Raw genomic sequence first — 23,088 nt, forward strand, 5'->3', positions numbered from 1 at the left:
GTTTGGGCATAGAAACGGAAAAAATAGGCGATACTAACCATCGGTGATGCTTGTGTACAACCAAGAAGAACTGGTCCGCTTTGTCGAAGAAGCGAAGCAGTACGCCCGCTACGGAAAAGTAGCCGATTACATCCCCGCCTTGGGCAAGGCCGATCCGAACGAGCTGTCCATTGCGATCTACACGCCGGATGGGCGGGTCGTGGATGCTGGCGATGTGACAGTCAAGGTGACGCTGCAAAGCATTTCCAAAATTATTGCGCTCGCCCTTGTGCTCATCGACCGGGGCGAGGATGAGGTGTTCCATAAAGTCGGCATGGAGCCGACGGATTATCCGTTCCATTCCATTGCCAAATTAGAGGAAAAGCCTGCCAAGCCGCTGAATCCGATGATTAACGCCGGCGCGCTTGTCGTCACGTCGATGATTCAAGGCAGCTCGGTGTCCGAACGGCTGGAACGGCTGTTAGCGTTCGTCCGCCGTCTCGCTGGCAACGAATGCATTTCGTACTCCGACGAAGTGGCCCGCTCCGAATTTGAAACCGCGTTTTTGAACCGTTCGCTTTGCTATTTTCTCAAGCAGCATCGTATCATTGATGAAGATGTCGAAGAGCTGATGGAATTGTACACGAAACAGTGCGCCATTGAGATGACGTGCATCGACTTGGCGCGCATCGGCTTGGTGCTCGCGCTTGATGGACGCGATCCGCATTCGAGTGAGCCGCTCATGCCGCTTGATGTCGCCCGCATTTGCAAAACGTTCATGGTCACGTGCGGCATGTACAACTCATCAGGTGAATTTGCCATCAAAGTCGGCATTCCGGCGAAAAGCGGCGTCTCGGGCGGCATTCTCGCTGCCGTGCCCGGGCGGTGCGGCATCGGCGTTTTCGGCCCGGCTCTCGATGATAAAGGGAACAGCTTGACCGGGGTGAAACTGCTCGAGCGGCTGTCAAAAACGTATTCATTAAGCATTTTCTAAGGAGGAAATCACGATGAAAACATTTACGGTCCAGTTTCACCGCGAAGACGACGTCGAAGCGATGAACGTCGGCAAGTTGAGCCAAGAGGATTTTGACAAGGCGACCGAAGGCGGGACGCGGCATCTGTTTGACCTTGACACGAATATCGGCTATTTCGTCTTTTTTGACGCCGAGGACAACGAAGGCAAGGTATCGTATTTAATGCTTCAATACGAAGAAGACAGCGAAGACCCGAGCGCGTGCTACAGCTTTGAGCTGAAAGACTTTTACGAATTTATGGCGCTTTACTTAAACGACCTTGAATTCGCCGACGAAGAAGAAATGACGGAAGACGGCGAAGAGGAATACGGACCGATCCACCACCTGGCGCATTTGCTTTATCATATCGTCGAGGAAGGGAAGACGGTGGAGGTGTGAAGGAACATCCCAAGCGAGTTTGCTTGGGGTTCTTTGTTTATAAAGCAAAAAAAGCATTTAGGGACTTGACGAACGATTTTTCGGCAATGTAAGATGATTTTGTAATCGATTACATAACCAAGGTGCAAAAAGAAGCTGGCAAAGCGGGCAGGGTGACCGACGGCCTAGACAGGTTGCTTTGGTTGAACAGGGAAGCATGGGAACACTGCACGTTTTCAGCTTCGAGAGGAAAGCAAGAAAAAAGCGGACATGAGGGTGTTCATCGTTTTGTATGTAATCGATTACAAAGAATGTGTATAGACAAGCAGTGGGGGATGCCAAGTCAAAAGTCAATGGATGTCATGTCCAGGAGGTGATTGGGGCAGTCGAAGCAACCACTATACGCGATGCCATGCGGTGTTTGACAAATCCAAAATTTAAAGGGGGAGAATCATGGTGAAAAAGACACTCAAAACATCGGCTGTTTTGTTAGCGCTTACGATGGGGCTCGCGGCATGCTCCGGCGGCCAAAGCGAGAGCCAGACGGGCCAAGACAGCAAAAAAGAAGCAGGAAACACGGGCGAGTCGGAAAAAGTGAAAATTGTCTATGCCCGCGGCCAAGATTCGACGAAAGCGACCGAAAAAATCATCGAAGCGTTCGAAAAAGCGCATCCGAACATCAATGTTGAATTTCGTGAAATGCCGGCTGACACCGGGAAGCAGCATGATGCTTACGTTACGATGTTAAATGCGCAGTCATCGGAAATCGATGTCATGGATCTTGACGTCATTTGGCCGGCGGAGTTTGCACAAGCGGGTTATACGCTGCCGCTCGACCGTTTTATTGAGAAAGACGGCATTGACCTCAGCAAATACAACCAAGGGGCGCTTGCGGCCGGCAACTTTAATGGCAAGCAATGGGCAATGCCGAAATTTATTGACACCGGTATGCTGTTTTATCGCACCGACCTCGTGCCTGAGGAGAAAGTGCCGAAAACATGGGATGAATTGTTAAAGACGGCAAAAGAGCTGAAAGGAAAAGGCGGCACGAAGTTCGGTTATTTGATGCAGGCCAAGCAGTATGAGGGGCTCGTCTGCAACGCGGTAGAATTTATCGCTTCGTATGGAGGGAAAATTGTCGACGAAAACGGCAACGTCGTCGTCAACAGTCCCGAAGCTATTAAAGGTTTGAAAAAAATGGTCGAAATCGTTCAATCGGATGTCGTGCCGAGCAACGTGACAACGTTTATGGAACCGGAATCCCATACCGCGTTCATTGAAGGGCAGTCGCCGTTTATCCGCAACTGGCCATACCAGTACGCTTTAGCCAACGATCAAGAGCAATCGAAAATCGTTGGCAAAGTCGGCGTCGCGCCGCTTCCAGCCGGCGACAAAGGGTCGGCTGCTGCGCTGGGCGGCTGGATGACCGCCATTAACAAATATTCGAAACATCCGAAAGAAGCATGGGAATTTGTCAAATTTATGACGGGGCCGGAGGGGCAAAAAATTTCTGCGATTTATGGCGGTTTAGCGCCAACGCTTCCGGAATTGTTTAAAGATCCGGATGTCTTAAAAGCCAATCCGTTCTTTGCGGAAGAAGGATTTGTCAATGCGTTGAACGCCGCTGTGCCGCGCCCGGTCGTCCCGAACTACCCGGAAATTTCGGAAATCATCCAAATTAACGTATCCAAAGCGCTGGCCGGGGAGCTGACGGTCGAACAAGCTGTGGCCAATATGGAAAAAGAAATGAAAGCAGCCTTGAATAAGTAAGGCGAATGACTGGGCCGGCGCGCCGCAGCCGATCCGAATCCGGCCAACGCCGGCCAATGCCCCATCAGCCAAACAAAGAACGCAATTTTGTTTGACCATTTTCGGTTCATTAGCCTTCAGGCCGCCATCTGCCCGGTGCTGAAGGCTAATATCCTTTTCCAAGCAGAAGGGAGAGAACAGCGATGAGGAATGAAAAGCGAATGGAGCGCCTATTAGGCTATTCGCTTGTCGCGCCGGCCATGCTGCTCATTTTGGCGATTGCCATTTGGCCTGTCATCCAGTCCTTTTATTACAGCTTGTTCGACTATCGGCTCAACGACCCGACCAAATCGTCGATTCACTGGAGTTACAGCCTCGATCTGGAAGGATATCTACAAAACTATCCGTTCCTCAAAAGCGCTCTTAAGCAGGAAATGGCGGCTGCGGATGGACAAACGAAACAAACGTTGGCGCAAATCGAACAAAAACTCGCGAAACTGGACGAGGCGATCCGTTCCAACGATCAAGTGGCGAAGCAATATGACAAAGTGAACGAAGTGCTCGACAATTTCGAGACGCCAAGCGATGAGCTGAAGATCGCCGAGCTGGACAAACAGACGGCCGAGCGGCTGACCGACACGGTTCATGATGTCGTCCGAGCGCTGAAGGAGATGAAAAAAGCGGGCGAACTGCAGCAGGCGGATAAAGTCGTCGGCTTGGCCGAAGGGCTCGAAGGGGTCGTGATCGAGCCGAACTTTGTCGGCCTCAAGCATTATAAGGACAGCTTCAGCGACATGCGCTTATGGAAGGCGTTATGGAATACGACGTTCTTTACGGTGGTGTCGGTCGCCATTGAGCTAGTGTTAGGGCTCGGAATTGCGTTGCTCATCAATAAGGCCTTTTTTGGACGAGGGGTGGTGCGGGCGACGATTTTGATTCCGTGGGCGATTCCGACTGCCGTATCGGCGCTGATGTGGAAATTTTTATATGATGGACAAAACGGCATTGTCGCCAAATATTTCGAAACGGTCGGCCTTGTCGACCGGATGGGGGATTTGTTGACGACGGAAGCGGGGGCGATGTTTGCGGTCATTTTTGCCGATGTATGGAAGACAACCCCTTATATGGCGCTTTTGCTGCTGGCCGGGCTGCAAACGATTCCGAGTTCGTTGTATGAAGCCGCCTCGATCGACGGGGCTACCAAATGGCAGCAATTCACCCAAATCACGCTACCTCTGTTAAAATCAAGCATTTTAGTCGCATTGTTGTTCCGCACGCTCGATGCGTTCCGCGTGTTCGACCTGATTTACGTCTTAACCGGCGGAGGGCCGGCGAACTCGACGGAGACGATTTCGATTTTAGCGTATAAAGTCATGTTCTCGCAGACGAATTTCGGCGCGGGGTCGGCGCTGGCGGTCGTTGTATTTCTCTGCGTAGCCATCATTTCGATGATTTATATTAAGTGGCTTGGAAAGGATTTGCTGTCTGACAGCGCGAGTGTGAAACGATAAGCGAGGTGGGATCATGACGAAAAAAGCAGGTCCGCTCTTTTACGTGTTTTTAGCCCTGTTTGTGTTCTTTGTGATGTTTCCGTTTTTATGGGTTTTGCTCAGTTCCATTAAGCCGCTTAGCGAATTGTTTGGCGACAAAGCGTTCGATTGGTTGACGAGCCATCCGACCTTAAAATCCTATGTATCGGTCTTTGTCAATTACCCGTTTTTGCGCTATTTATGGAACAGCACGGTCGTGGCGACCATTACGACGGTGTATACGGTCTTTGTCGCCGCGTTTGCGGCTTATGCGATCGCGCGCTTGGAGTTTAAGGGCAAGACGGTCATTCTCGGCTTGGTGTTGGCTGTATCGATGTTTCCGCAAATTGCCACCATTTCTCCGATTTACATGTTTGTGAAAAAGTTCGGGTTGACGAACAGCTACTTGGGATTGATCATTCCGTATACGACGTTTGCCTTGCCGCTCTCGATTTGGCTGCTTGTCACCTTTTTCCGCAAGATTCCGTTTGACTTGGAAGAAGCGGCGAAAATGGACGGGGCGACGCCGATGCAGACGTATTTTAAAATTATTTTGCCGCTCGCTGTGCCGGGGGTGTTTACGACGTCCATTCTCGTCTTCATTGCCGCATGGAACGAATTTTTATTTGCTTTAACGATCAACACAGCGGAAACATACAAAACCGTTCCGGTCGGCATTGCCATGTTCCAAGGCCAGTATACGATCCCGTGGGGCGAAATTTCCGCGGCCACCGTGATTGTGACGATCCCGCTCGTCATCATGGTGCTGTTGTTCCAGCGCCGCATCGTCTCTGGGCTCACGTCCGGCTCGGTAAAAGAATAAGGAACGAACGTGAAAAAGGATGCCAAGCGAGCATCCTTTTGTTTTTTGGGGTAATGCCCATTTTGAAACACGAAACAGAGGAGGAGCAGTTCTATCCGCTCCACTCCGTTCATATGTTAATGACAGACGGCTAACGGGGAGGGATGCGTAAAGGCCAAAGATGATATGATTAATATTCAGAATATTAACAAAATGGACGGTGGCAGCCGTGAAAGGGGGTGGAATTTGTTTTTACTCTTTTTTGCACCAATCAAGGGGAGGGGAAGGCGTGCGATTTGACCGTCCGTTTGAACAGTATGCGCTTGGCGAGCGCCACCGTTCGCGCGGGCGAACGATCACCGAAGCTGGTATTGTGCAGTTTGCCGGCGTTTCCGGAGATTTTTACCCGCTGCACATGGATGGGGAATACGCCAAGCGGACGCCATTTGGCGAGCGCATCGCATGGGATGTTGACGCTGTCGGCGGCGACGGGGCTGTGGATGATGGAGCCGGGAGTGGTTCTGGCGTTTTATGGCATCGATTCACTCCGTTTCGTTCGTCCCGTCAAGATCGGCGATACGATTTACGTGGAATCGGAAGTGAAGCGGTTGACGGAACGGGGCGAGGAAGCCGGGCTCGTCACGGTGCATCAGCGGATCGTCAACCAGCGGGAAGAGACGGTCGTCGATGCCGTTGTGCATGTGCTTGTTGCGCGGGAAGGAAATGCCTCTGCAAGAGCTTAGCGGCAAATGGGAAGTTTCGAGAATCGGTTGTAAGCGGTTTCAAAGAAGGGTAAAGATGATTCTTGAAAAAAATGGGCCTTATTGATCGATTTTTTCCTGCTGTCAGATCAAATGAACGGGAAGGAGTGTTGCCGATGGCGATGTCAACGATGGATGCGGCCGAATTGAAACGCCAAAAAAAGCGGGCGGCGATTTCCAGTGTAGTCGGCACGACGATTGAATGGTACGATTTCTTCCTTTACGGGACGATGGCCGCGCTTGTGTTTCCACAGCTCTTTTTCCCGCAAAGCGACCCGTACGTAGCGCTTATGCAGTCGTTTACAACGTTCGCCTTAGGGTTTGTTGCCCGGCCGGTCGGGGCTGCGATTTTCGGCCATTTCGGCGATAAAATCGGCCGGAAGGCGACGTTGGTCGCCACTTTGTTGTTGATGGGGCTGGCGACAGCATTGATCGGCTTGATGCCAACGTACGAACAAATCGGCTTATGGGCTGCAGTCTTGGTAACTATACTCCGTCTTATTCAAGGCATCGGGGTCGGCGGGGAATGGGGCGGCGCTATTTTGATTGCGATGGAGTGGGAAGAAGGAAAACGGCGCGGGCTGATGGCTTCCCTGCCGCAAATGGGCGTGCCGTTTGGGTTGTTGTCCTCTTCGCTCGTGACGACATTGATGCTCGCGACTGGCGGCGACAGCTTTTATGCGTGGGGGTGGCGTGTTCCGTTTCTGCTTAGCTTCCTGTTGATTGCCGTCGGGCTATATATCCGGCTGAAAGTGCTCGAATCGCCGCTGTTCCAAGAAGCGATGAAAAAACAAGAAACAAGCAAGATGCCAGTCGGCGAGGTGCTGGCCAAACATCCGCGGGAAATCATTTGGTCGGCGCTCGCACGGGTGATCGAAAACGGATCGTTTTATATTTTTGTTACGTTTATCGTCAGCTATGGGACGACCTTTTTGAACATGGAAAAAAGCATTTTCGTCAATGCGACGATTATCGCTGCCATCATCAATGCACTTGCCATTGTGTATTCCGGCCATTTATCCGACCGATGGGGGCGGCGGCGCGTCTACATGACAGGAGTCATTTTGCTTATGCTTTGGGCGTTTCCGTACTATTGGCTCGTCAACACAAAAAGCGTAGGTCTGATCATGTTGGCGACGATCATCGCCATGGTGTTCCACGGCATGCTGTATGGCCCGCAGGCGGCCATGATCGCGGAAAACTTCCCGACGCGCTTGCGCTACAGCGGCGCTTCGCTCGGCTACCAGTTGGCATCGATCATCGCCGGCGGCCCAGCGCCGCTCGTGAGCACATGGCTTTTGCACAAATACGGCAGCGCCACGGCCATCTCCTTCTATATCGTCGTCATGGGCTTGATTTCACTCGCTGGGGTGAAAATGCTTCAAGACCGCGCGCGTCAGGCGATTGATTAGATTAATCGGACTGAACTCCATTATGGGCGCCTTTGCGTTCGGGCAAAGGCGCCTCTTTAAACGTTCATCTTCTTTGGCGAGGAGACCCCGACTTCTAAGCGAGAGCGAAAGTCGGGGAGGAATCGCCCTTCCTCCTTTCAATTAACAATGTACTAGCATGCTCAACTCTTTTTAACTTTTTCCAGCTTGCTGAAGCATGCACTTTTGTGCCATCTAACAGCCGAAGGTCAAAATAACCACTGCTTCTTCTGCCAAATATAAAACATTCTTTCCTTTCGTATACCACCTTGTCAAACAGTTGAAACCCTTTGACAAATCGTGGAGCTTTGTTTGATTTTCGTTTTCCGCCTTTTAAGATGGTTGCTTTATGCAATTGACGGTTGTTTTTTCGAACGAATTTTAGAAGATAAACCGTGCCACTTGGCTTGGCTAGTGGATTTCCACTAATACAACGAGCATCCACCATATGAGATTTAGACAGTCCATTAGCAATGCGAATACATTTGGTGATATACCCGTATGTGATATTTGCATGCGAGTATTTTTCTCTTATCCTACTAAACATTGCCCATCGCATGGCGGTCATCTGACTAGCATCCCTCATAGGCGGTCGTTTGCGTTGAAATATATGCTCAAGCCCTTTTTCGTGAATTTCATGGTGGCATGTTTTGCATAGAGTGATCAGATTATCTGGTGAATCACCTCCTGTCTTTCGACTTTCAATATGATGCACTTGGAGAACAGGGTCTTTCTTTTTTCCTTTGCAATATTGACAAGTATGATTGTCTCTGTATAGAACATACTCTCTAACATTCCAAAACCCCATTTGTTCTCCTTGTTGATATTCCACCCCTCGGATATTTAGGTTTTTTAATTTCTGTGTATCGAATGCTGCTACCTCAATAGTGACAGATGTGACAGGGAGAATATTGTGAACTAAGTCAATCAACTTTATATGCGAGTTGATTTTGTGTTGAATAGATGGTGGTAACCATCCCTCTGGTTTTCTTCTGTTAAGAAATCTGGCTTCTCGGTAGCGAGTCTTTCTGTTTCTTCGACTTCTACGGAACTGTCTCCGTATAGCAAGTAATTCCACAATATCTGTTCGAAGTTGCGCTTCCGCTTCAAACAGCACATCTTTCTTTGTTGTTGCAGAAATTCCTACATGTCGTGTCCCCATGTCAACACCCAATGACACGGGTTGTTTGTAACCACTGCTACCATATAAAAGCTGGATGGTAAAAGGTGTCCTTCTTACTACTTTTGCTTTCTTCTGTTTTAGCAAAAGTCTTGCTTTCCTTGGTGAGCATGGCATGAGTGGTTTTCCATGCTTATTGATAATGTACACGAACAAGACGTGTACCTCCTTTCAGGAGTGAGTTCCTCCTCCCCAATGTTGGAAGGGCTTGTTCGGCAGACAGCACCGCTCCTACCCATCAGAGCTTTTAACCATCTGCGACAGGGTTACGGACTGGAGGAGCATCCGTAAGTGTCATGACCCTTCCAACGTAGCCATTGAATGGCTGAGGGTAGTCAACTAGGGCTTGCCAAGCCCCCACTTCAAAAGCCGTTAGGCTTTAAGTGGTGGGTAGTTGACGCTCATGATAATGGTTTTCTGCTTGAATCCGAATGTTTCATACAGTTTCATCGCTTGATTTCCTGCATATACACGTAAACGAATCTCTGAATATCCATCCTGTTTAAGATGTTCGATGCCAGCTTCTATTAATTTCCTTGCCATTCCCTTTCCCCTAAATTCTTCTAACACAAACAATTCGTAGATAAATCCATATATTTTCTCAGTGAGCGGGTCTTGGCTTGCTCCGATTAAAATCCAACCCATGAGATGATTGCCTTCCGTTGCGATCAAATAATAGCTCCCTTTCTGCAATAATGGCTCAATCAGTTGTTTGACTTTTTCCTCTGACGGTTTTGCTTCGCCTAATGTGCCTTCGAATAATGCTTGTGGTGTGAGTGATAAAATCGTTTTGTATTCCGAATCGTTTGGTTTTCTAATTTCCATGGAGTTCTCCTCACATCACTATTTATTTTCCTATTCTTCAAGCAATGCCCGAACATCTTCCACTGGAAGATCCACCAACTGAGCAATGTCTTTCTCCGTCATTCCTTTGCGCGCCATGTTGCGGATCAGTTGCTTCATTCCTTGTTTCATTCCTTGCTTGATCCCTTGTTCAATCCCGCGTTTCATTCCTTCTTCCAATCCCTCTTTCCTTCCCTTTTGCTCATAGGAAATGATCAGCTCCAACACTTTTTCTCTTTCTTTCGTTTCCATCGCCTTCACCTCTCTTTGCAGTTGTTGCTCTTCCTCCTCCGACAGCTTCACATACGTTTCAAAAAAGCCCAACAAGAGCCGCTGCCTCGCTTTATCCAGCTCCAATCTCGCCAACATGCGCAAACACTCTTTTTTCAACTCGACTTTCTCACTTTCAGTATACCCCATTTTGCCAAGGAGGGCAGCTGCGATCGGATTGTCATGCCGGATGTAGTCTCTCCAATGTTTCTTGCGCAGCTCTACGGGGAAAAAGCGAAACTGCAGCACGTCGCCAAAGGGAAACTCGATTGAGAACACGGATGGTTCCTCGCGAAGGGCCTCATAGCTGAAGACGGCGATCGGAACGATGCGGGTGCGGTATTTTTCAAACAGACGGCTGAAATAGATAAACATGCGCTCTGGAAACGATGGCTGCACGTAGCTTTGATTCTCCACATGAACGATGATCAGCCCATTTTCCCCTTTCAGCTTCGTCTCGACCAATAGATCGACGCGGTATTTTTCACCTGCCGTGACATCAGTGAACAGTTCTTCGGACAGGAAGGACAAATGGCGGAAATCAATGTGTTCGTGCATGTCGGGGAAAAAGAGAAGGAGAAACTCTTCGAAGAACGTTTGAATCAGCTCTTTGAACAATCGGTCATGGTCAATGGCCATTCGATCACCTCGCTTTGAAATGTTACATTATCAACTGATTCGTGAGCAGAAGAAAAAATCCTGCATAGAAAATAAAAATTGGATCACTAGGAAAAATTTCTGTTTTGTATTGTATTGACTTCGCGTCATACATGCATTGGCCTGCCAACACCACAAATGTCCCTGAACGGTTTGCTCTTGTCGAAAGAGCGGGGGTGCGCTAGTCTTGGACAATGCCTACCTGTGGTTGGAGGTCGGAAGCATCGATTCATCTCATGATTACGCTTTCGCAGAAGCTTTCGTGATGGGAGATGATCTTTTTCGCCGATGAGAAAGGAGCAACCCATGTCTAAGACGGATAGAAAAAACAACGCTTGACAACCGTCCTGTCTTTCCGATACGATGGTGATGTAATCGATTACATAAGCGAGAGGACTACGACCAATGGCAAGCATAAAAGACGTGGCGAAACGGGCGAACGTATCGACGGCGACCGTGTCGCGCGTGTTGCGCAACACGGGCAATGTCACCGAAGAGACAAGGCAGCGCGTGCTTGAAGCCATTGAAGCGCTGAACTACCAGCCGAACGTGCTCGGCCGGTATTTGCGGCGGATGGAGACCGAGACGGTGCTCGTCGTCGTGCCCGATATTACGAACCCATTTTTCTCGAAAGTGCTGCGCGGCATTGAAGCGGTCGCCCTCAAGCACGGCTATCAAGTGCTGCTTGGCGATACGCAAAACGATGCCCGGCTTGAGGAGCAATATTTGAACGTATTGCCGCAGCGGCAAGTCGACGGGATGATTTTTTTGACCGCCCGCATCCGCAAAGAGCTGATGGAAGAGATGGCGCGCCAGTTTCCGATCGTCTTGGCGTGCGAGTATCTCGAAGGGACGGATATCCCGACCGTGTCCATTGACAATATCAGCAGCGCCCGCAAAGCGACAGAACACTTGATCCGCCTCGGCCATCGCCGCATCGCCCACCTGTCCGGGCCGATGAACATCATTTTAAGCCGCGATCGGCTGCGCGGCTACCAACAGGCGCTGGCCCAGCATGAGCTTGAGGCGGACGCTGCGCTCGTGCAGGAAGGCGATTTTACCTATGAGTCCGGATATAATTTGACGCTGAAGCTGCTCGCTCTTGAGAAGCCGCCGACAGCGATTTTTGCCGCCAACGATGAGATGGCGATTGGGGCGATCAAAGCGGTTCGCCATCGAGGCGGACGCGTTCCCGACGATGTCGCCGTTGTCGGATTTGACGACATTCAAATGGCCTCGATTTTTGAACCGAGCCTCACGACGATCGCCCAGCCGATGTTTGAGATCGGGCAAAAAGCGATGGAATTGCTGCTTGCGCTCATTGAAGGAACGAGCGCGCGGCGGCGTCAGCTTGTTCTTCCCGATCGGCTCGTCATTCGCGATTCGTGTGGAGGAGAGCGCTCTGGGCAAAGGGGCTGACAGCGCTCTCTGTCCGGTGCGGGGAACGGGCGGATTTTTTTGCACGGTGATGTAATCGATTACATCACTTAGAAAACGGACGGCGAATCGGTGGAGCATATGGGACAGAGAAAACAAATGAGCGCAAGGGGGAAAAGGACATGGGAAACACACTTCCAATCCGCCTCGGCTTGATTGGAGCTGGAGGCATTTCCAAAGAACATATCAAGGCGGCGCTCACCCTGCCCGAGCGCGTCGTCTTGCAGGCGATTTGCGACGTCAATGAACAAGCGGCCGCGGAGAAAGCGAAAACGTACGGCATCCGTGAAGTGTATCGCGACTACAAGGAACTGCTCGCCTCACCAGATGTCGATGCCGTCATCATTACCGTGCCGAATTTTTTGCACGCCCAAGTGGCGGTCGACAGCTTGCGGGCCGGGAAACACGTGCTTTGCGAAAAGCCGATGGTGACGAAAGCGGAAGAGGCCGACGCCATCATCCGCGCCCGTGATGAGTCGGGAAAACAGTTTATGGTGTCGTTGAACAACCGCTTCCGCCAAGCGGCGCAATGGCTGCATGAGCGAATCCAATCCGGTGCGTTCGGTGAGATTTATTACGCGAAAACGGGCTGGGTGCGCCGCCGCGGCATTCCCGCATGGGGGGCATGGTTTTTTGACCGCGAACGCTCCGGCGGCGGTCCGCTCATCGATTTGGGCGTCCATATGCTCGATGTGACGCTTTGGCTGCTCGGGAACCCGAACCCGGTCGCGGTGACGGGGAAAACGTACGCGAAGTTCGGCCCGCGTCGCCAAGGGGCATGGCCGGGAACGACGTTTTCGCCTGATGCCGCCTATACGGTCGAAGATTTCGCCGCGGCGTTCATCCAGCTCGAAAACGACGCGACGGTGCTGCTGGAGACGAGCTGGGCGTCGCACATTGAAGAAGAGCGGGCATATGTCGAATTTCTTGGCACGGAAGGCGGCGTGCGCTGGGAGTGGAATATCGCCGGCAAGCGCCAGGAAGTGAAATGGTTCCGCAACGAACACGGCGTTCCGGCCGATGTCACGCTCCATTTTGAGGACCAGGGCGAACGGGTGGCGCTCCTTGACCACTTTGTCACGAGCATCACGGAGGAGACGGCACCGCTTTGCACGGCGGAACAAGGGCTTATGATCGCTAAAGTGTTGGAAGCGATTTACGAGTCGTCCGAACAAGGGCGGCAAGTTCGCATCGAATGGTGAGAAACGCTCCATGAATCGCACTGGCGTCCCAACGAGTCGCGAACATGGGGAAACATTCCAAAAAACACTCGGCCTAGCCGCATACAGGCAGGCCGAAAGAACCAAGGGGGATTCATGAATGACCACACCCATCCGCGTTGTCGTCTGGAACGAATTTCGCCATGAAAAGAAAGATGAACAGGTAAGAGCGATTTATCCGGAAGGAATGCATACCGTCATCGCGAACTACCTAGCCGAAGCAGGGTTTGACGCCGCGACCGCTGTCTTGGACGAACCGGAGCACGGCTTGACCGACGAGGTGCTCGACCGGTGCGACGTCCTCGTCTGGTGGGGGCATATCGCCCATGATGAAGTGAAAGATGAGGTTGTCGAACGCGTCCACCGCCGCGTGCTGGAAGGAATGGGGCTCATTGTCCTTCATTCCGGCCATTTCTCGAAAATTTTCAAAAAGCTGATGGGGACGACATGCAATTTGAAATGGCGCGAAGCCGATGAAAAAGAGCGTCTCTGGGTCGTCGCCCCGGGCCATCCGATCGTGGAAGGAATCGGACCGTACATCGAGCTTGAGCAGGAAGAAATGTACGGCGAGTTTTTCGACATCCCAGAGCCGGACGAAACGATTTTCATCAGCTGGTTTGAAGGCGGAGAAGTGTTCCGCAGCGGTTGCACGTTTACGCGCGGGAAAGGGAAAATTTTCTACTTCCGCCCCGGCCATGAAACGTACCCGACGTACCATCACCCGGATGTGCTGAAAGTGATCGCCAACGCCGTCCGCTGGGCCGCGCCGGTCAACCGCGGGGAAATCGTCTTTGGCAATGTCAAGCCGCTTGAGCCGATCAAAGCGAAACAAGGAGGAGTGACGCAGTGAAACCGATCAATGTCGGCATTATCGGCACGGGCTTTTCCGCTTCTTCCCATATTGAGGCGCTCCGCCGCCTGCCGTTCGTGAACATTGTCGCCATCGCTTCAAGCAGCCAAGAAAAAGCGGAGGAAGCCGCGCGCCGATTCGGGATTCCGAAAGCGTACGGCGATTACCGCGCCTTGGTGGACGACCCGGACGTCGAAGCCGTGCACAACTGCACGCGCAACGTCCTCCATTTCCCGATCAACAAGGCGGTGCTTGAGGCGGGAAAACATTTGTTGTCGGAAAAGCCGCTCGCCATGGACAGCGAACAGTCAGCGGAATTGAAGCGGCTCGCTGAACAAAGCGAAAGCCTTAGCGCGGTCTGCTTCAACTACCGCCACTACCCGATCGTTGTCGAGGCGAAAGAGCGGCTCGCCCGTGAGGCGAAGCGCGTTCATTTCGTGTACGGCGGTTATGTGCAAGACTGGCTCTTGTATGACACGGACTACAACTGGCGGCTCGACCCAGCGCAAAACGGCCCGTCGCGCGCCATCGCCGACATCGGTTCGCACTGGTGCGACACGGTGCAGTATGTGCTCGGCAAGAAAATCGTCGAAGTGTTTGCCGACTTGCGCACCGTCCATTCGGTCCGCTACAAGCCGAAGCAGGAAGGGAGCACGTTCACATCCGGCCGCAGCCAAGACGCGGAGCCCGTCCAGATTGACACCGAAGACGGCGGCAGCGTGCTCGTCCATTTTGACGACGGCACCCACGGGGCGTTTACGATTTCGCAAGTGAGCGCTGGCCGGAAAAACCGGCTCTATTTTGAAATCGCCGCCGATGAGATGACGCTCGCTTGGGACCAAGAGCACCCGAACCGCCTCTGGGTCGGGCGCCGCAGCGGCCCGAACGAAGAAATCGTCCGCGACCCGGCGCTTTTGTCGCCGCCAGCCGCCGCTTACGCCCATTACCCGGGCGGCCATGAAGAAGGCTGGCCGGACGGGCTGAAAAATTTGTTCCGTGATTTTTATGGCGCCATCATCCGGAAACAATGCGGCGAGGCGCTTGGGGAACTGCCGTTTGCGACGATCGCCGACGGCCACCATACGATGAGGATCGTCGACGCCATTTTGGAAAGTCATCGCACGAAACAATGGGTGCGGGTGGCGGAATAAGCGTGGGAGTTCGTTCGATCCGCTCGTCCGACGAGAAGCAACAACAGCGCGGCGCGGCGGCCGTCCGGCCGTTGCGCGCCGTCAAAAGGGGGAGAATGACAAAATGAAAGTAGGCGTATTCACCGTCTTGTATCAGCAGCTGCCGTTTGAGGAAATGCTCGACAAAGTCGCCGCCATGGGCATCGAAGCCGTTGAGCTTGGCACCGGCAATTACCCGGGCAGCGCCCATTGCGATCCCGACGCGCTGTTGGATCAGCCGGAAAACATCAAAGCGCTGAAAAAAGCTGTCGCCGACCGCGGTCTCGTCATCAGCGCGTTAAGCTGCCATGGCAACCCGCTTCATCCGGACAAAACGTTCGCGAAACAGTCACATGACACGTGGCGGAAAACGGTCAGGCTCGCCGAGCAGCTCGAAGTCCCGGTCATCAACGCCTTCTCCGGCTGCCCGGGCGACCATCCCGGCGCCAAATACCCGAACTGGGTCACATGCTCCTGGCCGCCGGATTACTTGGAAATTTTAAAATGGCAATGGGAAGAAGTCGTCATTCCGTACTGGCGCGAAGAAGCCGCGTTCGCCAAGGAGCACGGCATCACGCAAATCGCCTTTGAAATGCATCCAGGTTTTGTCGTCTACAACCCGGAAACGCTCCTCAAACTGCGCGAACATGTCGGCGACGCGATCGGCGCCAACTTCGACCCGAGCCACCTGCTTTGGCAAGGCATCGACCCGGTTGAGGCGATCAAACTGCTCGGCCGCGAAAAAGCGATTTTCCATGTCCATGCGAAAGACACGTACCTAGACGAAGCGAACATCCGCAAAAACGGCGTGCTCGACACGAAACATTACAGCCAAATCCTCGACCGCTCATGGGTGTTCCGCACCGTCGGCTACGGGCAAAGCGAAAAAATGTGGCGCGACATCGTCAGCGCCCTGCGCGCCGTCGGCTACGACTACGTGCTGTCGATCGAACATGAAGACATGCTCGCTTCGATCGATGAAGGGCTGTCAAAGGCCGTCGCCCTCTTGAAAAAGGTGTTGTTCAAAGAAGAACTGCCGGAGATGTGGTGGGCGTAAAAAGAAGGCGGCAAGGAGCTAGGGGCTCTTTGCCGCCTGTATGCTTGCTTTGACATCTGCCGCCAAGAGATCTCACGTTTTCGACATAGGGGCTTCATGCGGACATTCGTTCGGCCGCAAACAGTTTCTTTTGGAAAGCCAACGTTGTCTCTTGTCCGTTCGGGCGCTTCTGTGACGAAGCGGTCATGAACGCCAGCGGACGGACTCTTCCCAGCGGTTGATCAGCTTCATCAGCATCCGAACGGAAAACGACAGAAGAAAGATCGTGACAAACGAATGCATCCATGTCCACGTATGGTACGTGATCAAATTTGTATACTTTTCATAAAGAACTTCTATGAACGTCAAAGCGGCTGTATACAAGGCGCATTGTCCGACAATGCCGAAAAAGCTCGAATGGTACGACGTTCGATAAAAATACACGCACATGATCGGATACAGAAAGTATTCAAACAAGATGCTCGTGTCGAAGTATTGCCCCAAAAACCTCACGGGATAGTCGAGCAAATGCTTTTCGACCACAATGACACCGAAAAAGGTGGAAAAATAAGCTTTCAATAAAAACACGAGAATCACGTCTTTAATGGGCGGTTTGCGCAAGCTGAAAACCAATAGGATGAGGCCCAGCGCCAGCAACACCCATAAGTGGATTCGATCCATGTCTTCATCCTCTCCTGTCAGGGGTTCTGTTGTCCAGCCTGTGCTGTGCGGCCGATCAGAATGTCATAGATCCACCGGGCGTTTGATCAGGCATGGGCGCAAGCGCGGCTGTGGACCGATTCATGCAGGGCACCCAAGGCGCAGCCCCCGTTTACATCGCGTGCGCCGTCTCACGGCCGATGCGCCCTTTCATGAACAGTAGCCGATGCCCATCCACCGTCAAATCGATCATCGCCCCGTTCAATATGTCTTCGCCTGATTTCCGCCCGTTCGCCTGCAAATACTTCACTCGATACCATTTTCGTCCATATTCAAAATAGAGATACTGTCCGCGCTGGAAATCGATCCAAAACTTCACCCGCTCGCCGTTCACGGTCTTCCATACATACCCCCAAGCCCGGTCTTGGCGGATCGGCGCCATTTTCGGGCGCGCGGAATTGATGGCTTCTTGACACTCCGCACGGCTAAAGCCATGGGATTCTTGGGTCGTTCGCGTCCTCATCCATTTCTGGTTCGGACCACGCCCAAGTTCAGGGGTGTGTCATCACCCCGTCCCATCGGGTTAGAATGTACCCCGATGGGCGGCGCACCTGTGACCAGTGCGCTAGGTTAGGCGGCGAAGCCCGAAATCGCTTTGGCGATGTTGATGGCGCCATTTAAGTCGGCGTGGATGGTGTATCCGCACTTTTGACATCGGAAGCGGATGCCGTTTCGGTTCGCTTTCTCTCGATAACCACATTTACACGTTTGGCTCGTGTAGGTCGGCTTCACCCACTCGACCCGAATGCCCGCCATTTCCGCTTTATAGGCGATCATCGTTTGCAGTTGATGAAACGCCCAAGCATGAAGGCTTCGCCCCGCTTCTTTGGGCGATGCCGCCCGTTTCCGAATGCCCGTCAAATCTTCCATCCGAATCACGCCAACACCGTTGGCGAGCGCAAAGTTGACGATTTGACGGCTGATTTTGTGATTTTGGTCCTTCATCCAGCGGGACTCTTTGCGGCCGATTTTGCGAATCATATGGAGCTTCTTCGCTTTGCCCAACGTTCGCCGCAAAGCCGCATATCGTCGGCGAATGAAGGCGCATTGGCTCCCTTTGAAAAACAACGATTTCGTTCCCACGCTGGCCACAGCGATATAACGAAGTCCCAAATCAACGCCCATTACCTTCGTTTCTTCCCGTTGTTGGACTTCAACTGTGATCGCAACAGCCAAGCACCATTTCTTTCTCTTTTTGTAGAGCTTGGCGGCCCCTTGTTTGGCGGTTCCGTTAAGCAGCCGATTCAGCCATGCTTCTTGATAGGGGTGCGTGACGACCGGCACGCCAATTCGCTTCTCCAGTGTAGGGAAGGAAACCGTGTAGAACGCTCCTTTCTTTTCCACCTTCACGTTTTGATTGTTAAAGCAACACCAGAATGTTCGAAACTTCTTTGTTTTCTGGTTTTTCTTTTGGGACTTCACTTCTCGAATCGTTTGATTCACGACGGCGGAAGGAAACCGCTGCGACGAAAACTCTTTAAAAATTTTGCTCGTCGCTTGATTCAGTTCTGGATGATCCAACAGCCAATTCGCAAACTCTGTATTCACTTCTGTCATCCGTTCATACATTTCCTGTTTGACTTTCGTTGGGTTGTGCAGTTCCAGCCTTAGTGTGATCGTCGGCATGGATTCACCCCCTTTTCTTTTGAGATTCCACATAATGTTTGATGGTTTCGCTTGATCCATTCCCTGCTGTACTAACGAAGAAAGAGCGTGTCCAAAGACTAGGCAAATGAGATAAGTATTGAAATTCCTGCCTTAATCGTCTGGGAGTCACTCCTTTCACTCTTGCCATCATATCTGATGGAGAATCAGAAGGGAGGCCATTCAAGAACAAACGACAACGATCAGGCATCACTTCCATCGCAAGGATGACCCCATCATTCTCTTGGCAAATTTCTCTACTAACTGCTTGAATCGCTCTTCCACTCTGCCTACTAACACCTTTCTTCGATAACGCGGACAGAAAACAAAATGATAGTAAATCAACGATACAGTTGTTTTCGTTCTTCGATATTCTTGTTCCATATTATAGATCGTATCAGTTTTAATGATTATACTACAACATCTAAAGAGAAAGATGGTGGCTCTAAGCAATCCTCTTAAGGGATTACCGAGCAATGCCGTCTTTCATCCCTCGATTGAAACCGTGGGCTTTCAGACGGCATTTTCTGTAATACAGGCGGTGTTTGATGTCAAACAGCACCATCCTATTCGCCTCCTTTTGGACAACTATACTATATGTATAGCGCCAACTAGGAGAAATAGACATGCCGGCTCACCCGTTTTCTTTCAGCAGCCGTCCCGCCATCACCCGAACCGCGAGCGTCACGACAAACATCGAGACGAATGAATATCCCCACTTCCACGTATGGTATTCGATCAGGTCGGTGTGCCGCTCCAACAGGATCTCGACCGCCGTCATCCCCCCTGTATAAGCGGCGCACTGCATCCATATCCCCTTCCAGCCCGAGCGGCGCGATGTCCCGTAAACGTACACACTGACAACAGGGTAAAGCAAGTATTCAAAGATCACGCTGTCGTTCGTATAATCTGGAAACAGCCGCACCGGATAGGCAAGCATTCCCGCCCCGCTGACGATCAGGCCTGCCAAACTGGAAATATACGCATTCAGCAAAAACGAAAGCCATACTTCCCTTGGTGAAAGAAAGCGGAAGCTGAGCCCCAGCAAACCGATGCCCACCGCAGCAAGCAGCCAAAGGATCGAGTGTTCCATCATAGCCCCCAAGCGCGAATTATGTCGATTTTTCTTAGTATGGGATGAAAGAGGGGGGAGTATGTGAAATTTTTGGTGTTTTCATTTTGCAACAGGCAATAGGCCTTAGAAACGGCGGTCTTCTGTGTGTTCTTTCCTATGAAAAAAAGGCGAAATTTTGTAAAATGGTAGTATAGTTTTGTAAATGGAGGAATGGACATGCCGATGTACAACAAACTCGTTCGCGACCGCATTCCAACCATTATTGAACAAGCGGGAAAAACGTTTACAACCCGCATACTTGACGATGAAGAGTATAGGAAAGAACTGCAGAAAAAAGCGTTTGAGGAGCTTGAGGAATACGTCCAAGCGGAAACGGATGAGGCGGCTCTTGAAGAGCTCGCAGACGTGTTGGAAATTATCCATGCTTTGGCTGAATGCCATGGCGCTTCGATCGAGCAAGTGGAACAAATCCGCGCCAAAAAGGCAGAGAAGCGCGGTGGTTTTCGAGACAAAATTTTTTTGATCGAGGTTCACGATGAGTAAGGTGGAGTTGATTTCCAGACGTCTTCTCGACAAGTTGCAGGAACAGATGAGCCGCTCGTCGACGATATACATACTGACATCGTTTGCCATGAAGTCCGGGGTTCGCTTATTGAAGGACAGTTTGCGGGCAGCTGCAGAGCGGGGGGCGGATATCAAAATTTGCGTTGGTGATTACTTGTTTGTCACTCAGCCAGAGGCGCTGCGCGAGCTCATATCCATCCACCCGGACATCGAGGTCCGCTTGTATCGGAGTGAGGGAATTTCCTTTCATCCGAAAGCGTACCTATTTGAAGATACAGAAGGCGGCTACTTCATTGTCGGTTCTTCCAACTTGTCCCGTTCGGCGCTCACTGACGGTGTCGAATGGAACCTTGGGCTGGATAAGAGCGTTGATGAGGATGTATTTGCCGAAGCAATGGAGCAGTTTTTAAAGCTGTTTTACGCTCCGGAAACCGTGCCGGTCAATGCCGAAACGGCCGCTGACTATGAAAAGCAGCATCAAGACTATCATCAGCGGCACCCCAATTTAGCCCGCATATGGGCGGAGAATGAAGAAATCGAGTTGATGCTTCCGACGGAAACGGAGAAGAAGCAAGAGGGAGAGACGGCGGACAAGGTTGATGTTGTCCATGAAACGGCGGCGCCATATGGAACGATCCAGCCGCGCTTTGCCCAAGTTGAGGCGTTGGAGCGGTTGGAAGCTGCCTATGAAGAAGGGTACGACAAAGCGATGGTTGTCATGGCGACCGGGCTGGGAAAAACATACTTGGCCGCTTTTTTTGCCCGCCGTTTTTCGCGGGTGCTGTTTATCGCCCATCGCGAAGAAATTCTTCGCCAGGCGAAGCAGTCGTTTGAACGCGTGATTCCTGATCGAACAGCAGGACTGTACGATGGCAATCAAAAAGAAGGAAATGCCGACATGGTGTTTGCCTCGATCTTTACACTAAGCATGAAAAAACATTTGCATTCGTTTCGTCCCGACGCATTTGACTTGATCATTGTCGACGAGTTCCACCATGCGGCAGCCCGCTCGTACGAACGCGTCCTTTGTTATTTTCAGCCGAAATTTTTGCTTGGCATCACTGCTACTCCAGATCGGAGCGACAACAAAGACGTATACGCCCTTTGCGACGGAAATGTCGCGTATCGCATCGATTTTATCGAAGCGGTGCAGCGCGGTTGGTTGGCTCCCTTCCATTATTACGGGGTCTACGACGACACAGACTATTCGCAAATCAAGTGGCTTGGCAATCGCTATGATGAGGAAGAACTGCTTCAAGTGCAGCTTCGCGAGGAGATGGTGGAGAAGATTTTGCGAGCGTGGGAGAAGTATAAGAAAACAAGGACGCTTGTCTTTTGTTCATCGATCAGGCAAGCTGATTTTCTGTCCGAATATTTCCAGCGTCACGGCTACCGGACGGTCAGTCTCCATTCGAAGCAGACGGCTATTTCGCGCAAGCAGGCCATTGCCATGTTGGAACGCCGTGAACTGGACGCCATTTTCACCGTCGACTTGTTCAATGAAGGGGTCGATATTCCTTCTGTCGATACACTTTTGTTCGTGCGGCCGACGGAATCGCTGACCGTCTTCATCCAGCAAGTCGGGCGCGGGCTGCGGCTGTACAAAGGCAAGGATTATTGCGTGATTATTGATTTAATCGGAAACTACCGGAATGCGGATGTCAAACTGCGCCTGTTTGATACACAGCGGGGCGAAACGAAGAAAAAGGCGCGGGAATCCGTTGTGCCAACGGTTCCGGAAACGTGCGAACTGCATCTCGATGTTCAAGCCATCCATCTTCTCGAAGAGATGCAGAAAAAACGCCAACCGCGCAAAGAACGGCTGCTTGCTGATTATCGGGAGCTGAAACAGGAGCTTGGCAGACGGCCGACGTATTTGGAACTGCATCTCCAAGGCCGAAGTGAAGCGGCGGAGTACAAACAAGAGTTCGGATCTTATGTCGCCTTTTTATATTGGGCGGGGGAGTTGTCGGAGCTGGAAAAGGAAGTGTTTCTAAAACACGAGCCGTGGCTTGTTGAAATGGAACGTACGGTGATGTCAAAAAGCTACAAAATGGTTGTTCTAAAAGCCATGCTTGAACGTGGACCGTCCGGATGGCACCAACCAATTACACCGCAGGAGGCTGCCCCGTTTTTCCATCGGTATTTAACGGAAAAAGAATACCGAAAGCGCATCGATTTTTCCGACGGAGAAACGAAGCGCCTCTGGGAATATGACCAGGAAAAGGTGAGCCGGTTGATCGCCCGCATGCCGATGACGAAATGGAGCGGCAGTTCGAATGGGCTGATTTCCTTTGCAAATAACGTTTTTGCGCTCCAATTTGCCATTGAGAACGAGCATGAAGAAATATTGCACAACTGGACAAAAGAGATTTGCGAGTATCGGTTGCATGTGTATTTTGAAAGGAAGGGGGGATGAGAAAACTCCTCTCTTTTTTATGGTAGTTTACGGTGATTGCAAGAAAATACTGTCGGGCATCAGATTCGGGCAAGTTAGGCGGCCAGGCATGGATATGATTTATGATTTAGTATAGAAACGATGAGAAAAGAGCGGCTTAGGTTACTCGATAGAGGGACTGTTATCGTTTATTACTGATCCATTTTTGGTGGTTGATGCGAAGGAAAATATTATTCACGTAAACTCTGCAGCAGAACGATGGATAAAGAAATTAGACTTAGAAATGCTAATGAGGTATTCTTTGGCGCACGTGTATCGGGGAACGTGATTTTGGGATAGAAACTAATACCCTTAATCGGAGATCGTGATATTGAATAACCAAGG

The 23,088-nt window shown here is 51.3% G+C and carries 20 protein-coding genes and 2 pseudogenes; 14 read left to right on the top strand and 8 right to left on the bottom strand.

Features of this window, described 5'->3' with window-relative positions; all coding sequences use genetic code 11:
- Nucleotides 1-46: 46 nt before the first annotated feature.
- The 7 genes and pseudogenes from glsA to ACVBDQ_RS10765 all read left to right on the top strand — a co-directional run bounded on the left by glsA (nucleotide 47) and on the right by ACVBDQ_RS10765 (nucleotide 7,623).
- Nucleotides 47-973 (top strand): glutaminase A, encoded by a 927-nt coding sequence (glsA, locus tag ACVBDQ_RS10735; RefSeq protein WP_021321807.1) that lies wholly within the window; start codon nucleotides 47-49, stop codon nucleotides 971-973.
- 13 nt (nucleotides 974-986) lie between these two features.
- The gene (locus ACVBDQ_RS10740) at nucleotides 987-1,391 is read left to right on the top strand and encodes a hypothetical protein (protein WP_014196154.1); all 405 of its coding nucleotides are present in this window, start codon (nucleotides 987-989) and stop codon (nucleotides 1,389-1,391) included.
- 432 nt (nucleotides 1,392-1,823) lie between these two features.
- A complete protein-coding gene (locus tag ACVBDQ_RS10745) occupies nucleotides 1,824-3,140 on the top strand; it encodes an ABC transporter substrate-binding protein (RefSeq protein ID WP_014196153.1) in 1,317 nt (438 codons plus the stop codon).
- Nucleotides 3,141-3,322: 182 nt separating this feature from the next.
- Nucleotides 3,323-4,630: a carbohydrate ABC transporter permease gene (locus ACVBDQ_RS10750; RefSeq protein WP_021321806.1), complete on the top strand. Its 1,308-nt coding sequence runs from the start codon at nucleotides 3,323-3,325 to the stop codon at nucleotides 4,628-4,630.
- Nucleotides 4,631-4,643: 13 nt separating this feature from the next.
- Complete coding sequence (locus tag ACVBDQ_RS10755) at nucleotides 4,644-5,471, top strand: carbohydrate ABC transporter permease (RefSeq protein WP_014196151.1); 828 nt, start codon at nucleotides 4,644-4,646, stop codon at nucleotides 5,469-5,471.
- Between the two features lie 268 nt (nucleotides 5,472-5,739).
- Nucleotides 5,740-6,193 (top strand): annotated as a pseudogene (locus tag ACVBDQ_RS10760) (MaoC/PaaZ C-terminal domain-containing protein).
- A 134-nt stretch (nucleotides 6,194-6,327) separates the two neighbouring features.
- Complete coding sequence (locus ACVBDQ_RS10765) at nucleotides 6,328-7,623, top strand: MFS transporter (protein WP_033012663.1); 1,296 nt, start codon at nucleotides 6,328-6,330, stop codon at nucleotides 7,621-7,623.
- A gap of 94 nt (nucleotides 7,624-7,717) precedes the next feature.
- On the opposite strand, the gene iscB is transcribed toward ACVBDQ_RS10765, so the two are convergent.
- The 3 genes from iscB to ACVBDQ_RS10780 form a co-directional block, all read right to left on the bottom strand.
- Nucleotides 7,718-8,971, bottom strand: a complete 1,254-nt coding sequence (gene iscB / locus ACVBDQ_RS10770; protein ID WP_223812651.1) for an RNA-guided endonuclease IscB — start codon at nucleotides 8,969-8,971, stop codon at nucleotides 7,718-7,720.
- A gap of 222 nt (nucleotides 8,972-9,193) precedes the next feature.
- The gene (locus ACVBDQ_RS10775; protein ID WP_047818559.1) at nucleotides 9,194-9,646 is read right to left on the bottom strand and encodes a GNAT family N-acetyltransferase; all 453 of its coding nucleotides are present in this window, start codon (nucleotides 9,644-9,646) and stop codon (nucleotides 9,194-9,196) included.
- A gap of 30 nt (nucleotides 9,647-9,676) precedes the next feature.
- The gene (locus ACVBDQ_RS10780) at nucleotides 9,677-10,573 is read right to left on the bottom strand and encodes an Rpn family recombination-promoting nuclease/putative transposase (RefSeq protein WP_047818558.1); all 897 of its coding nucleotides are present in this window, start codon (nucleotides 10,571-10,573) and stop codon (nucleotides 9,677-9,679) included.
- Nucleotides 10,574-10,996: 423 nt separating this feature from the next.
- Between ACVBDQ_RS10780 and ACVBDQ_RS10785 the strand changes: the two genes are divergently transcribed.
- The 5 genes from ACVBDQ_RS10785 (at nucleotide 10,997) to ACVBDQ_RS10805 (ending at nucleotide 16,324) form a co-directional block, all read left to right on the top strand.
- A complete protein-coding gene (locus ACVBDQ_RS10785; protein WP_446663214.1) occupies nucleotides 10,997-12,010 on the top strand; it encodes a LacI family DNA-binding transcriptional regulator in 1,014 nt (337 codons plus the stop codon).
- 140 nt (nucleotides 12,011-12,150) lie between these two features.
- Nucleotides 12,151-13,230: a Gfo/Idh/MocA family protein gene (locus ACVBDQ_RS10790; RefSeq protein ID WP_446663215.1), complete on the top strand. Its 1,080-nt coding sequence runs from the start codon at nucleotides 12,151-12,153 to the stop codon at nucleotides 13,228-13,230.
- Nucleotides 13,231-13,348: 118 nt separating this feature from the next.
- A complete protein-coding gene (locus ACVBDQ_RS10795) occupies nucleotides 13,349-14,098 on the top strand; it encodes a ThuA domain-containing protein (protein WP_011231598.1) in 750 nt (249 codons plus the stop codon).
- A complete protein-coding gene (locus tag ACVBDQ_RS10800) occupies nucleotides 14,095-15,249 on the top strand; it encodes a Gfo/Idh/MocA family protein (protein ID WP_446663216.1) in 1,155 nt (384 codons plus the stop codon). The genes ACVBDQ_RS10795 and ACVBDQ_RS10800 overlap by 4 nt, the downstream gene beginning before the upstream one ends.
- 103 nt (nucleotides 15,250-15,352) lie before the next feature.
- Nucleotides 15,353-16,324 carry a sugar phosphate isomerase/epimerase family protein gene (locus ACVBDQ_RS10805; protein WP_033017215.1) on the top strand — a complete coding sequence of 324 codons (972 nt, stop codon included), beginning with the start codon at nucleotides 15,353-15,355 and terminating at the stop codon, nucleotides 16,322-16,324.
- Between the two features lie 183 nt (nucleotides 16,325-16,507).
- On the opposite strand, the gene ACVBDQ_RS10810 is transcribed toward ACVBDQ_RS10805, so the two are convergent.
- The 5 genes and pseudogenes from ACVBDQ_RS10810 to ACVBDQ_RS10830 all read right to left on the bottom strand — a co-directional run bounded on the left by ACVBDQ_RS10810 (nucleotide 16,508) and on the right by ACVBDQ_RS10830 (nucleotide 19,760).
- The gene (locus tag ACVBDQ_RS10810; RefSeq protein ID WP_014196141.1) at nucleotides 16,508-16,984 is read right to left on the bottom strand and encodes a CBO0543 family protein; all 477 of its coding nucleotides are present in this window, start codon (nucleotides 16,982-16,984) and stop codon (nucleotides 16,508-16,510) included.
- A gap of 151 nt (nucleotides 16,985-17,135) precedes the next feature.
- Nucleotides 17,136-17,486 (bottom strand): hypothetical protein, encoded by a 351-nt coding sequence (locus tag ACVBDQ_RS10815; protein ID WP_011231594.1) that lies wholly within the window; start codon nucleotides 17,484-17,486, stop codon nucleotides 17,136-17,138.
- A gap of 107 nt (nucleotides 17,487-17,593) precedes the next feature.
- A complete protein-coding gene (locus ACVBDQ_RS10820) occupies nucleotides 17,594-18,649 on the bottom strand; it encodes an RNA-guided endonuclease TnpB family protein (RefSeq protein ID WP_011231593.1) in 1,056 nt (351 codons plus the stop codon).
- A 4-nt stretch (nucleotides 18,650-18,653) separates the two neighbouring features.
- A pseudogene (tnpA, locus tag ACVBDQ_RS10825) lies at nucleotides 18,654-19,051 on the bottom strand (IS200/IS605 family transposase).
- A 250-nt stretch (nucleotides 19,052-19,301) separates the two neighbouring features.
- Complete coding sequence (locus ACVBDQ_RS10830) at nucleotides 19,302-19,760, bottom strand: CBO0543 family protein (protein ID WP_025039170.1); 459 nt, start codon at nucleotides 19,758-19,760, stop codon at nucleotides 19,302-19,304.
- Nucleotides 19,761-19,958: 198 nt separating this feature from the next.
- On the opposite strand from ACVBDQ_RS10830, the gene ACVBDQ_RS10835 reads away from it, so the two are divergent.
- Together ACVBDQ_RS10835 and ACVBDQ_RS10840 are read left to right on the top strand one after the other, a co-directional pair.
- The gene (locus tag ACVBDQ_RS10835) at nucleotides 19,959-20,285 is read left to right on the top strand and encodes a nucleoside triphosphate pyrophosphohydrolase (RefSeq protein ID WP_011231590.1); all 327 of its coding nucleotides are present in this window, start codon (nucleotides 19,959-19,961) and stop codon (nucleotides 20,283-20,285) included.
- The gene (locus tag ACVBDQ_RS10840; protein WP_025039172.1) at nucleotides 20,278-22,725 is read left to right on the top strand and encodes a DEAD/DEAH box helicase family protein; all 2,448 of its coding nucleotides are present in this window, start codon (nucleotides 20,278-20,280) and stop codon (nucleotides 22,723-22,725) included. The genes ACVBDQ_RS10835 and ACVBDQ_RS10840 overlap by 8 nt, the downstream gene beginning before the upstream one ends.
- Nucleotides 22,726-23,088 lie beyond the last annotated feature (363 nt).

It is taken from the genome of Geobacillus sp. CCR, from assembly GCF_052906625.1.

Excerpts from the sequence above, each read along its gene's own strand:
- glsA (WP_021321807.1), top strand. The coding sequence starts at position 47 with ATGCTTGTGTACAACCAAGAAGAACTGGTCCGCTTTGTCGAAGAAGCG.
- ACVBDQ_RS10740 (WP_014196154.1), top strand. The coding sequence starts at position 987 with ATGAAAACATTTACGGTCCAGTTTCACCGCGAAGACGACGTCGAAGCG.
- ACVBDQ_RS10745 (WP_014196153.1), top strand. The coding sequence starts at position 1,824 with ATGGTGAAAAAGACACTCAAAACATCGGCTGTTTTGTTAGCGCTTACG.
- ACVBDQ_RS10750 (WP_021321806.1), top strand. The coding sequence starts at position 3,323 with ATGAGGAATGAAAAGCGAATGGAGCGCCTATTAGGCTATTCGCTTGTC.
- ACVBDQ_RS10755 (WP_014196151.1), top strand. The coding sequence starts at position 4,644 with ATGACGAAAAAAGCAGGTCCGCTCTTTTACGTGTTTTTAGCCCTGTTT.
- ACVBDQ_RS10765 (WP_033012663.1), top strand. The coding sequence starts at position 6,328 with ATGGCGATGTCAACGATGGATGCGGCCGAATTGAAACGCCAAAAAAAG.
- ACVBDQ_RS10775 (WP_047818559.1), bottom strand. The coding sequence starts at position 9,646 with ATGGAAATTAGAAAACCAAACGATTCGGAATACAAAACGATTTTATCA.
- ACVBDQ_RS10780 (WP_047818558.1), bottom strand. The coding sequence starts at position 10,573 with ATGGCCATTGACCATGACCGATTGTTCAAAGAGCTGATTCAAACGTTC.
- ACVBDQ_RS10785 (WP_446663214.1), top strand. The coding sequence starts at position 10,997 with ATGGCAAGCATAAAAGACGTGGCGAAACGGGCGAACGTATCGACGGCG.
- ACVBDQ_RS10790 (WP_446663215.1), top strand. The coding sequence starts at position 12,151 with ATGGGAAACACACTTCCAATCCGCCTCGGCTTGATTGGAGCTGGAGGC.
- ACVBDQ_RS10795 (WP_011231598.1), top strand. The coding sequence starts at position 13,349 with ATGACCACACCCATCCGCGTTGTCGTCTGGAACGAATTTCGCCATGAA.
- ACVBDQ_RS10805 (WP_033017215.1), top strand. The coding sequence starts at position 15,353 with ATGAAAGTAGGCGTATTCACCGTCTTGTATCAGCAGCTGCCGTTTGAG.
- ACVBDQ_RS10810 (WP_014196141.1), bottom strand. The coding sequence starts at position 16,984 with ATGGATCGAATCCACTTATGGGTGTTGCTGGCGCTGGGCCTCATCCTA.
- ACVBDQ_RS10815 (WP_011231594.1), bottom strand. The coding sequence starts at position 17,486 with ATGAGGACGCGAACGACCCAAGAATCCCATGGCTTTAGCCGTGCGGAG.
- ACVBDQ_RS10820 (WP_011231593.1), bottom strand. The coding sequence starts at position 18,649 with ATGCCGACGATCACACTAAGGCTGGAACTGCACAACCCAACGAAAGTC.
- ACVBDQ_RS10830 (WP_025039170.1), bottom strand. The coding sequence starts at position 19,760 with ATGGAACACTCGATCCTTTGGCTGCTTGCTGCGGTGGGCATCGGTTTG.
- ACVBDQ_RS10835 (WP_011231590.1), top strand. The coding sequence starts at position 19,959 with ATGCCGATGTACAACAAACTCGTTCGCGACCGCATTCCAACCATTATT.
- ACVBDQ_RS10840 (WP_025039172.1), top strand. The coding sequence starts at position 20,278 with ATGAGTAAGGTGGAGTTGATTTCCAGACGTCTTCTCGACAAGTTGCAG.